The 11,761-nt window shown below is 43.7% G+C and carries 8 protein-coding genes; 7 read left to right on the forward strand and 1 reads right to left on the reverse strand.

Annotation, left to right across the window (positions count from 1 at the left end; translation table 11 throughout):
* Positions 1–22 precede the first annotated feature (22 nt).
* Complete coding sequence (gene nrdG, locus LI288_RS03625) at positions 23–541, reverse strand: anaerobic ribonucleoside-triphosphate reductase activating protein (protein ID WP_227089469.1); 519 nt, start codon at positions 539–541, stop codon at positions 23–25.
* 572 nt (positions 542–1,113) lie between these two features.
* Between nrdG and LI288_RS03630 the strand changes: the two genes are divergently transcribed.
* From LI288_RS03630 to aspS, 7 genes are all read left to right on the forward strand, one after another.
* Positions 1,114–3,555: a hypothetical protein gene (locus LI288_RS03630; protein ID WP_227089470.1), complete on the forward strand. Its 2,442-nt coding sequence runs from the start codon at positions 1,114–1,116 to the stop codon at positions 3,553–3,555.
* Positions 3,556–3,620: 65 nt separating this feature from the next.
* The gene (locus LI288_RS03635; RefSeq protein ID WP_022433061.1) at positions 3,621–4,457 is read left to right on the forward strand and encodes a sugar phosphate isomerase/epimerase family protein; all 837 of its coding nucleotides are present in this window, start codon (positions 3,621–3,623) and stop codon (positions 4,455–4,457) included.
* Between the two features lie 72 nt (positions 4,458–4,529).
* Positions 4,530–6,833 carry a RelA/SpoT family protein gene (locus tag LI288_RS03640; RefSeq protein WP_227089471.1) on the forward strand — a complete coding sequence of 768 codons (2,304 nt, stop codon included), beginning with the start codon at positions 4,530–4,532 and terminating at the stop codon, positions 6,831–6,833.
* Between the two features lie 201 nt (positions 6,834–7,034).
* Positions 7,035–7,667 (forward strand): MBL fold metallo-hydrolase, encoded by a 633-nt coding sequence (locus LI288_RS03645; protein WP_227089472.1) that lies wholly within the window; start codon positions 7,035–7,037, stop codon positions 7,665–7,667.
* Between the two features lie 49 nt (positions 7,668–7,716).
* Positions 7,717–9,138: a coproporphyrinogen dehydrogenase HemZ gene (gene hemZ / locus LI288_RS03650; protein WP_227089473.1), complete on the forward strand. Its 1,422-nt coding sequence runs from the start codon at positions 7,717–7,719 to the stop codon at positions 9,136–9,138.
* Between the two features lie 20 nt (positions 9,139–9,158).
* Positions 9,159–9,788, forward strand: a complete 630-nt coding sequence (locus tag LI288_RS03655; protein WP_022433065.1) for an HD-GYP domain-containing protein — start codon at positions 9,159–9,161, stop codon at positions 9,786–9,788.
* Positions 9,789–9,812: 24 nt separating this feature from the next.
* Positions 9,813–11,606 carry an aspartate--tRNA ligase gene (aspS, locus tag LI288_RS03660; RefSeq protein ID WP_227089474.1) on the forward strand — a complete coding sequence of 598 codons (1,794 nt, stop codon included), beginning with the start codon at positions 9,813–9,815 and terminating at the stop codon, positions 11,604–11,606.
* Positions 11,607–11,761 lie beyond the last annotated feature (155 nt).

Raw genomic sequence — 11,761 nt, forward strand, 5'->3', positions numbered from 1 at the left:
ATCTCCATTCGTTATTTTTTTATTAGAAAAGTAAAACGGGACTTCCCTTGGCAAGGGATTCCTGTACCAGAATTGTGCGCTGGTTGGAAGAGCCCTTAAATTTTAAATTCAGGCTTTTGAGTTCCTGCATAAATTTTCCGTCCACAAGGACATCAATATAGGAAAGCATTTCGCGGGTGACATCCCATTTTTCACACATCTGTTCACAGATGTCTTTGTCAAAAAGGTATCCGGTAAAACACCAGATATTTTTTTGCGGAAAGCGGCTTTTGGTCTGCTGTAACAGCGGAAGAAGCCCCTGCTGGTTGGCATATTCAAACGGTTCGCCCCCAAGCAGTGTCAGCCCGGCAATATAACCGGGTTCTAATGAAGCCAGTATAGCATCGATGGTTTCCTGCGTAAACGGCTTTCCGTATTCAAAATCCCATGCGATTTCATTAAAACATCCCGGACAGTGGTGTGTACAGCCGCTTACAAACAAAGAAGTGCGCACTCCCGGTCCGTTGGCAATATCACAGTATTTAATTTCAGCGTAGTTCATATTAATCCCCATTTCCGCAGGCATTTCGGTGCCGCCTGCCTTATATTGAGCGGTTTGTCGCGAAGCAGCGGTAAAAATCCGTGCGGGCGTTACAGTTGTGGGTTTTCGCCCAACATTATCACATTAGTATATCAGAAAAAGCACAAAATCACCAGTGTAAATTTATTGCAGCAAATAAGACCACATTCTTGAATAAAAAATCTGTAGTTTCCCCAAAGCCAACCGCCGATTCAGTAGAAACATACAGAAAATATGTTATAATGTGCGTAAGCAATGAGCAGTGCCGTATGAAAGCGGAAAAAAGAGCTGTGCTTGCACAAAGCGCTTTTAGACGGTTTCATACGATAGGGCGAATGCCCGACAGTGGGAAAGCGAAGCTTTCCCGCGGCACTGCGAATAAGCCTGTAAAAAGCGAAAAAAAGAGCTGTGCTTGCACAAAGCTCTTTTAGACGGTTTCATACGATAGGGCGAATGCCCGACAGTGGGAAAGCGAAGCTTTCCCACTGCACGGCGAATAAGCCTGTAAAAAGTGGAAAAAAGAGCTGTGCTTGCATAAAGATTGGAGGAAAATTATGATAGAAATTTATTGTGAGAAGTTATATAAATATTCAAGAATCGAGGAACCGGTCAGTGTGACAATTCCGTTCAAAAAAGGAGCATATACGAAAACAGAGGATATGGCGGTTTTGCAGAACGGCAGTCCGGTGTTAATCCAGCCAAAGGTGACAGCACGTTACGATGATGGGAGTATCCGCTACCTGTTTTTGCGTTTTCTGGCGGACTTACCGGCAAATAAAGCAACAGTATTGCAATTTGATGTTAAAGCAAAAGCCGGAACCAACAGTAACATAAATAAAACGGCCGGAAAAGGAATGACAGCAACAGTAGAAAAGGTTGCAGACGGCTTCCGGGTAGATACAGGGTGTTTAAAATATGAAGTTGCCAACCACTGCGGCAGCATTTTTAAAGAACTCGATGACGGCAGAAAAATATACAAAGCCGCAGATTTTGAAGGACCGTATTTAAAGGATGGTAACGGAGATACCTATGATATGCAGATTGATACATGGCGCGTGGTGGAAGCAGGTCCGGTCTGTGTGATTTTATCGGCAGAAGGAAGCAGTCTATGCAGCAGGGCAGACGATACAGCCGATACAAATACGGTCAATGCAGACAGCGGTACGGGTGGTGCAAAAAACATCCGATTTGAGCTGCGGCTTACGGCATATGCGGGCAAACCGTGGACAGAGGTATCGTATCGGATTATTAATACGACAGATGAGCCGCTTGCGGTAAAGTCGCTGGTATTTCATTATAAGGCCGGTAAAGAAGCCGTGTCGGACACACTGGTTCCGATGAATTTTGATGCGGAAACGGATTCGACAGGCTGTGGGGATACGCTGACAGACAATTCGGCAAATGAAGGTCCTCTTTTTCATACAAGGGGCATATTGGAACTTGAAGCTATTGAAAAAAAGACACCGCCGGAAACTGTGCGGACACTGGTTGGAAGTTCTAACTATAAAACGGATTTCTTTATTGGAAAAGACGGTGAGCCGGTCAATAAAGTGATTGATGCAAAATATTTGTTAAAAGAGGCAAATGAGCATTTTGCAGAAGTATTATACGGAACCTTTATGGCAGACCGCACCGATGAGAAGGACGGACTTTGTATTACCGTTTATCAGGCACAGCAGAATTACCCGAAGGCGGTGCGTGCCGATAAAAACGGAATCAGTGTGATGCTTGTGCCGGAAGGTGTGGGAAATGTTGTGATGCAGCCGGGCATGGCAAGAGAACAGCAGTTCTTAATGCATTTTCATGCACCGGAAGAACCTGTCTGGGAGCTGGATAACCGGAGTTTAATTTATCAGATGCCGGACAGACCATGCATTGCACCTCGCATTTTTAAGGAAGCAGGTGTTATGTTAGATGTTTTCCCGGAAAAGCTCAATAATGATGTGGAAATTGCATTAATGGGAAAAGCGGATGCCCATGCACGCTGTTATGGAATGTTAAACTGGGGTGATACGTGGGATTCCGGTTACACTATGCAGGGCAGGGGTAACGGCAGAGTTGTGTGGTCAAATAATGAATACGACTTTCCGCATTCCTGCGCATTACAGTATGCGCGCACGGGGGTAAGAAGGTATCTGGATTATCTTCTGGTAACGGCAAAACACTGGATGGACGTTGATATCTGCCATTACAGCAAAAATCCATTGCGCATCGGCGGACAGTGGGAGCATACGGCAGGGCATTGTGCCAACGGCGTAATGGTATGTTCGCATGAGTGGGTGGAAGGCTTGTTAGATTATTATCATTTTTCCGGAGATGAGCGGGGACTGGCAAGTGCCATTGGTATCGGTGAAAATGTATTGCGTCTTTTGGATACACCGATGTATGCCCATGCAGGGGAAGCCAATGCAAGAGAAACCGGCTGGGCGCTGCGTACGCTGACAGCACTTTATATAGAAACTCACGACAAAAAATGGGTGGAAAAATGTGACTGGATTATTCACAGCTTTGAAGTGTGGGAAGATGAGTACGGAAGCTGGCTGGCGCCGTATACGGATAACACTGCAATCCGTGTGGGCTTTATGATTTCCGTTGCGGTTGGAAGTGTTATGCGCTATTACCGGGAATTTCCACAGGAAGACATCAAAGAAATGCTTATCCGTGCGGTGGATGATTTAATAGAGAACTGCCTCATGGATAACGGACTGTTTTATTATAAGGAATTGCCAAGTCTTGCACGTCTTGGCAACAATACACTGCTGTTGGAATCACTTGCGATTGCTTATGAATTAACCGGGGATAAAAAATACCTTGCGCCGGGACTTGAAACCTTTAAACGAGCCATTTATGAAAAACCGTCGACTATCAACGGACAAAAACGTGAGGAAGAAGATGCCGTTATTGGTGCAGGTTCCAGTACTAAAGGCTTTGCACAGAGTTTTATACCTTTAATTACTTATTATAAAGCACTGTCTGAAAATGATATGAGATGGTGATTTGACGAAAGCGGGCATTGCGTAGTAAAATAAAAGAAAAATGATGTCAGAATGGAGAATAAGCTATGAGATTAGGTATTAGAGCACATGATACAAAATATGCACCGCTGGATGAAATGGTGGCAAATATCCACAATATGGGATTTCACTGTATGCACATTGCGCTGGCAAAGTCTATCAAGGAATTTAAGCCGGAAATCGAAACGATGACACCGGGACTTGCGATGTATATGAAAGAAATCTGCAGAAAAAATGATGTGGATGTGGCAGTCCTTGGCTGTTATCTGAATCTTTGCAACCCGGACCCGGAACAGCACAAAAAAATCGTGGATAAATATATTGCATCGATTCGTTTTGCAAGCATTTTAGGCTGCGGTGTGGTTGGAACAGAAACAGGCGCGGTTAATACCGAATACAAGTACGAGCCTGCAAACCATACAGAAGAAGCGTTACAGACCTTTATTGAAAATTTAAGACCAATTGTAAAGTGCGCAGAGCAGTTCGGTGTGATTATCGCCATTGAACCGGTATGGAAGCACATTGTATGTACCGTGGAACGCGCAAGAAAGGTTTTAGATGCGATTGATTCTCCAAATCTCCAGATTATCTTTGACCCGGTAAATCTGCTCTGCGTGGATAACATTGACAGACAGGATGAGATTATCAATCAGGCATTTGAACTGCTTGGTGATGAAATTGCAGTCGTACACTGCAAGGATTATGTGGTCGAAGGTAATGAGTTAAAGTCGATTGCAGCAGGAACCGGAAGCCTGAACTATCCGCTCCTTTTAAAGAAGATTAAAGAGCATAAGCCGTATGTACACTGTACGCTTGAAAATACCGTTCCGGAAAATGCGGCGGCTACAAAAGAGTTTATGGAAAAAACTTACGCTTCCGTATAGGGGTTGTATTTTTTTGTATCAGAATATATAATGGTAATAATTTTTCCTATACAGTGAACGCGGAGGTAGCGTATGCCAGAAGAAATAGTACGAGTAAACGAGGCAAATCAGAAATCAGACAGATTGGAGAAGCAGGTTGCGACACCTGCGGATTTTACCAGTCCTGAAGTGTTATATGAGGATTTGATACAGGAAATCCGTAAATACCACCCGTCATCGGATTTATCCGACATTGAACGGGCTTATAAGATAGCAAGGGACGCCCATGAAGGACAGAAACGTAAATCAGGTGAGCCGTATATTATCCATCCGCTCTGCGTGGCAATTATCCTTGCAGAGCTGGAACTTGATAAAGAAACAATTATTGCGGGACTTTTGCATGACGTGGTAGAAGATACTGTGATGACGAGTGAAGACGTTACGAGGGAATTCGGTGCGGAAGTGGCACTGCTTGTTGATGGTGTTACGAAGCTGACCCAGTTAAATTACCAGCATGATAAGATTGAAGTGCAGGCAGAAAATTTAAGAAAAATGTTTCTTGCCATGGCAAAGGATATCCGTGTTATCCTGATTAAACTGGCGGACCGCCTGCATAATATGCGGACGATGCAGTATCAGACACCGGCAAAGCAGATTGAAAAATCGCGTGAAACGATGGAAATCTATGCACCAATTGCACATCGTCTTGGTATTTCCAAGATTAAAGTGGAACTGGATGATTTATCCATGCAGTATCTGATGCCGGATGTTTATCAGGATCTGGTTGAAAAGATTAACTTAAATAAAGCAGGCAGAGAAGCATTTATCGACAGCATTATCAAAGAAGTCGGCATGCACATCAGCAATGCGGGCATAGAAGCAGAGATTAACGGACGTGTCAAGCATTTCTTCTCCATTTACAGAAAAATGGTCAATCAGAATAAGACACTCGACCAGATTTACGATATTTTTGCCGTACGTATTATTGTAGATACCGTGAAAGACTGTTATGCGGCACTCGGTGTTATTCATGAAATGTACAAGCCGATTCCGGGACGTTTCAAGGATTATATTGCCATGCCGAAGCCGAATATGTATCAGTCCCTGCATACCACACTGATTGCATCAAACGGGCAGCCGTTTGAAATTCAGATTCGTACTTATGAAATGCACCGTACTGCTGAATACGGTATTGCGGCACACTGGAAATATAAGGAAGGCAAGAGCGGAGAAACGGGCAACGAATCCGAAGAAGCAAAGTTGAGCTGGCTGCGCCAGATTCTGGAATGGCAGAAGGAAATGTCCGATAACAAGGAATTTTTATCGTCTATTAAAAATGACCTCAATCTGTTTTCAGACAGTGTGTACTGCTTTACACCATCCGGTGATGTCAAAAATCTTCCGGCAGGTTCCTGTCCGATCGATTTTGCATACAGTATCCACAGTGCTGTCGGTAATAAGATGGTCGGTGCAAGAGTCAATGGAAAGCTTGTCAATATTGATTATCAGATTAAGAGCGGTGACCGGATTGAGATTATTACATCACAGAATTCCAAAGGACCGAGCCGTGACTGGTTAAGCATTGTCAAAAGTACACAGGCACGCAATAAAATTAACCAGTGGTTTAAGCAGGAATTAAAAGAAGACAACATTTTAAAAGGAAAAGAAATGCTGTCAACATATTGCAAGACGAAGGGCATTGTATTATCAGAACTTACAAAGCCGGAGATTATCGAAAAAGCGCTGCGCAAATATGGCTTTAAGGACTGGGAGTCCATGCTGGCATCTGTCGGACACGGCGGATTAAAAGAAGGACAGGTTATCAACAAACTGTCCGAAGAATACGAAAAGCGCAAGAAGGCAGAAATTACCGATACACAGGTGCTGGAAGAAATCGTCCAGAATGAAGCCAAAGCCAATAAGGAAACGTCCAAAAAGAATAAGGGTGGTATTGTTGTCAAAGGCATCCATGATGTCGCGGTTCGTTTTTCAAAGTGCTGTAATCCGGTTCCGGGTGATGAAATCGTCGGTTTTGTCACAAGAGGCAGAGGTATTTCCATTCACCGGACAGACTGTATCAATATTTTGAACTTTCCAGACAGCGAGCGTGCAAGACTGATTGAAGCAGAATGGGAGTCTACAGGTTCTAAGGAAGAAAAATACGGTGCAGAGATTAACATTTTTGCCAATAACAGAACAGGACTAATTATTGATATTTCCCGTGTATTTACGGAAGCAAATATTGATGTGATGTTTATGAACAGCCGTGTCAATAAAAAAGGACTGGCAACGATTAACATGGGATTTGATATCCACGGAAAAGAAGAATTAAACCGTCTGGTTGATAAGTTAAGGAAAATCGAAGGCGTGACGGATATCATAAGAGCCACCGGCTAAATGTTCAAAAGCCATATATGAGAGCTTTTGAACATAGCAGTATTGCAGAGCAATACTGCGGTGAAATGGCGGTGCTAAAGCTTTTCGGAATTTGAAAAATCCGTATACCGAAGATTTTTCAAATAGCAAAATTGTGCCGCAAACGGCACAATTTTACGTGGTGTTGGCGGTATGAGGACTGCTGGAAGGAGTATATTATACATGGGTAAGATTGAACTGGATTTCAGGGTGCTGGGAGATGTGGGGACGAACTGTTACCTGCTTTGCAATCAGGAAACCAAAGAATGTATATTAATTGATGCGCCGGATTTGCCGGACAGGATTGATGAAATGATTGCGGCATCCGGCTGTAAGCTTTGTGCAGTCCTTTTAACACACGGACATTACGACCATATTTTAGCGGCAGAGGAAGTACGCAAAAGACATAACGTGCAGGTGTATGTATCCGAAGATGAAAAAGAACTGTTGCACAGTCCGCAGATGAATCTTTCGCAGGGCTACGGGCGCAGTACGGTGCTTGATGCAGATGTGTACCATAAGGACGGAGCGCATTTATCTCTTGCGGGACTGGATATTGAAGTCTTTCACACACCGGGACATACTGCGGGCGGAAGCTGCTATTATATCGCAGAAGCGGGCATTTTGTTTTCAGGAGATACGCTGTTTGCAGCATCTGTCGGCAGAACCGATTTTCCGACCGGCAGCATGAGTGCCATTGTGCGTTCCATTAAAGGAAAGATTCTTGTCCTGCCGGATGACACAAAAGTTTTTCCGGGACACGGAGAATCGACGAGTGTGGCATATGAAAAGAAATACAATCCGTTTTTGCAGTGAAAATTTTAAAGATATAAAAATGCAACAAACAGTAAGTTAGGAATGAAACATGATATATATAAAAATATCCGACATGGATTTTTATGATGATGCAGTGGTGCTTATTAAATCCTTTTATCCGCGGACAGAGGTCATGCAGTATCAGGAGCAGGCAGAGCAGACACGCACAGCACAGGATATTGTGATTGAACCGGAAGTACCGGAAAAAGACGGGCGTTCCAAGAAAGAACTCCACGAAGCGTTTAAATGTAGACTGTATACAAAGTTATCTGCACAGTTAAACAAGACACTGCCGTGGGGCTATCTTACGGGTGTGCGCCCAAGTAAAATCGCCTATACCCTGTTGGAAAAAGGTGCAGACCGCGAGCAGATTTTGGAAGAATTTACAAAAAAGCACCTTGTCAGTGAGAAAAAGGCGCAGCTTGCCTTACAGGTTGCACAGACAGAGAAAAGCATTTTGGAAAAAATGGATTATAAGAACGGATACAGCCTGTATATCGGGATTCCGTTCTGTCCGACAACCTGTCTGTACTGCTCATTTACATCTTATTCGCTGGCGGCATATCAAAGCAAAGTACAACCGTATCTGGAAGCTTTATTAAAGGAAATGAAATACGTATCGGAAGCGATGCGTGGACGGAGACTGGATACGGTTTATTTTGGCGGCGGAACGCCGACGACGTTAAGCGCAGGACAGCTGGATATGTTATTGACAGAGCTGGAGCGGCAGTTTGATTTGTCAGCGTGCCGGGAATTGACCGTAGAAGCGGGCAGACCGGACAGTATTACCTATGAGAAGCTGTGTGTATTAAAGGCACACCATGTAGACCGCATTTCCATTAATCCGCAGACAATGAACCAGCAGACACTGGATTTAATCGGGCGCAGACATACGGTGGAGCAGATTGAAGAAGCATTTGCACTGGCAGGAAAAGCCGGGCTTGACAATATCAATATGGATATGATTCTTGGACTGCCGGGCGAAAATAAAGAAATGGTACAGCATACGCTTGAAAAAATAAAAGCACTTGCACCGGAAAGCCTGACCGTTCATTCGCTTGCGATTAAGCGTGCGGCGGCATTAAATATCTGGCGCGAAAAATATCTGGATTTGCAAATGGACAACAGCGACGAAATCGTATCCATGGCGGCAGATTATGCACACCAGATGGGACATCAGCCATATTATATGTATAGGCAGAAGAATATGGCGGGCAACTTTGAAAATGTGGGTTACAGCAAGCCGGGGCTTGAGTGTATTTACAACATTTTAATTATGGAAGAAAAGCAGACAATTATCGCAATGGGTGCAGGCGCTTCTACAAAGATTGTTTTTCAGAATGAAACAGAAGGCGGACAGGCAGGACGCATTGAGCGGATTGAAAATGTAAAGGATGTCACGAATTACATACAGCGGATTGATGAAATGATTGAGCGGAAACGAAAGTTTTTCAGTGAAAATAATTTTTAATGAATGGACTGGAGGAACATATGCAGGACTGCGGACTGGAAGAAAATATTATCAATGATTTCAAAGATGGTATTTCTCACGGGATACTGGTCGGAAATTTGACTTATGCGCTTGCAAAAAGGCTGGGCATGAGCGAAGATGAAGCGTATGAGTTAAAGCTGGCGGGAATGATTCACGACGTTGGTAAATTAAAGCTCTCCCCATACCTGTACGGACGTAACAGTGACGGGTTATCCATTGAAGAAATGAAGTATATGCGGATGCATTCCAAAATCGGATATGAATATCTGAAACGGTATGATTTTTCAGATACGGTTATGAAAACGGTGCTGTATCACCACGAATGTTTTGACGGAAGCGGGTATCCGAATAATTTAAGCGGGGAGGAAATTCCGTTTGGCGCAAGAATACTGCGGCTTACCGATGAATTTGCGGCGTTGATTTCTGAGCGTCCGTATCGAAAAGCATTTGACATTGATACCGCAGTGGATATAATAATAGAAGAAATCAAAAACATGGATATGCGCGTGTTTTTGGAATTTCAGCGCATGATTCACGAAGAATCCACGCTGAAGCTTATAGAGGACAGTAAAATCCGGCTTGAGAATCTGGATATTTACGATTTATTGAATGAAGAAAAGCCGCAATAGGCGAGTTTAGGAGGAAGTTACAACATGGCTGAATCAATGGTTGGCTTAAAAAGAACACACAGATGTACAGAAGTTTCTGCCGCAAATATCGGGGAAACCGTAACCGTAATGGGCTGGGTACAGACCAGAAGAAATCTGGGCGCACTCATTTTTGTGGATTTAAGGGACAGAAGTGGCATTTTACAGATTTTATTTGATGAAAATACGGTCGGAAGCGAAGGCTTTAAGAAAGCATACGGTATCCGTAACGAATATGTTATTGCAGTAGTCGGAAAGGTACAGAAGCGTTCCGGCGCAGTCAATGAGAATTTAAAGACAGGTGATATTGAAGTGGTTGCAGAACAGATTCGTGTATTATCAGAATCTGAAACACCGCCGTTCCCAATTGAGGAGAATATCAATACAAAGGAAGATTTACGATTAAAATACCGCTGCCTGGATTTAAGAAGACCGGATTTACAGTCGAACATTATGATGCGCAGTAAGGTTGCGACACTCACAAGAGCATTCCTTGCAAATGAAGGCTTTCTTGAAATTGAAACACCGATGCTTACAAAGAGTACACCGGAAGGCGCAAGAGATTACCTTGTACCGAGCCGTATTCACCCGGGTAAGTTCTACGCACTGCCGCAGTCACCGCAGTTATTCAAGCAGATGTTAATGTGCTCCGGTTATGACCGTTATATGCAGATTGCAAGATGTTTCCGTGATGAAGATTTAAGAGCGGACAGACAGCCGGAATTTACACAGATTGATATGGAATTATCATTTGTTGACGTAGATGACGTGATTGATGTCAATGAACGTCTGTTAGCTTATCTGTTTAAGGAAGTGTTAGACATTGATGTGGATTTGCCAATCCAGCGTATGACATGGCAGGAAGCAATGGATCGTTTCGGTTCTGATAAGCCGGATTTAAGATTCGGCATGGAATTAAAGAATATTACGGAGCTTGTGAAAAACTGCGGCTTCGGCGTATTTACATCAGCCATTGAAAACGGCGGAACAGTCCGTGGTATCAATGCCAAGGGACAGGGTGCAATGCCGAGAAAGAAGATTGATGCACTTGTGGATTTTGCAAAGGGTTACGGCGCAAAGGGTCTTGCTTACATTGCAATTCATGAAGATGGTTCGTTAAAGTCTTCATTTGCAAAATTTATGACAGATGAAGAAATGCAGGCAATCGTTACGGCTATGGATGGTCAGGCAGGCGATTTACTGCTGTTTGCCGCAGACCGCAACAAGATTGTATGGAATGTTTTAGGCGCACTTCGTGTTGAACTGGCAGGTCAGATGGGTCTGTTAGACAAGAACGAATATAAGTTCCTCTGGGTAACGGAATTCCCGCAGTTTGAGTGGTCTGATGAAGAAAACCGTTTCGTGGCAATGCATCATCCGTTTACAATGCCAATGGACGAAGACCTTGACCAGCTTGAAACCAATCCGGGCGCAGTCCGCGCAAAGGCATATGATATCGTCTTAAACGGTACGGAAATCGGTGGCGGAAGTGTCAGAATCCATCAGGCAGACGTTCAGGCAAGAATGTTTAAGGCACTGGGCATGTCTGATGAAGTGGCAAATGAGAAGTTCGGCTTCCTCTTAGATGCTTTTAAGTATGGTGTGCCGCCGCACGCAGGACTGGCTTATGGTCTGGACAGACTTGTTATGCTTATGGCAAAATGTGATAGTATCCGTGACGTAATTGCTTTCCCGAAGGTAAAGGATGCTTCCTGCCTGCTGACAAACGCACCGGATGTGGTCGATGCAAAGCAGCTTGAAGAATTATCGATTGCCATTGAAGAAGAACAGGAAGTTTAAATAATTTTAAAAAATTGGCAAAAGCCGCTGTCCGTATGATCCGGGTGGCGGCTTTTGGATAATTTTTTCCTGCGGCGGGCTTACACTTTGTGAAAATACACAAAAACACTTTTGTATATCTTTTTGTTATGGTTAATTTTTACAGGAAAGAGTTG

Source organism: Lachnospira pectinoschiza (assembly GCF_020564355.1).
GTDB lineage: Bacteria > Bacillota > Clostridia > Lachnospirales > Lachnospiraceae > Lachnospira > Lachnospira intestinalis.

What these genes read in the sequence shown, in the direction of transcription:
- nrdG (WP_227089469.1), bottom strand. Translation starts at nt 541, where the DNA reads ATGAACTACGCTGAAATTAAATACTGTGATATTGCCAACGGACCGGGA.
- LI288_RS03630 (WP_227089470.1), top strand. Translation starts at nt 1,114, where the DNA reads ATGATAGAAATTTATTGTGAGAAGTTATATAAATATTCAAGAATCGAG.
- LI288_RS03635 (WP_022433061.1), top strand. Translation starts at nt 3,621, where the DNA reads ATGAGATTAGGTATTAGAGCACATGATACAAAATATGCACCGCTGGAT.
- LI288_RS03640 (WP_227089471.1), top strand. Translation starts at nt 4,530, where the DNA reads ATGCCAGAAGAAATAGTACGAGTAAACGAGGCAAATCAGAAATCAGAC.
- LI288_RS03645 (WP_227089472.1), top strand. Translation starts at nt 7,035, where the DNA reads ATGGGTAAGATTGAACTGGATTTCAGGGTGCTGGGAGATGTGGGGACG.
- hemZ (WP_227089473.1), top strand. Translation starts at nt 7,717, where the DNA reads ATGATATATATAAAAATATCCGACATGGATTTTTATGATGATGCAGTG.
- LI288_RS03655 (WP_022433065.1), top strand. Translation starts at nt 9,159, where the DNA reads ATGCAGGACTGCGGACTGGAAGAAAATATTATCAATGATTTCAAAGAT.
- aspS (WP_227089474.1), top strand. Translation starts at nt 9,813, where the DNA reads ATGGCTGAATCAATGGTTGGCTTAAAAAGAACACACAGATGTACAGAA.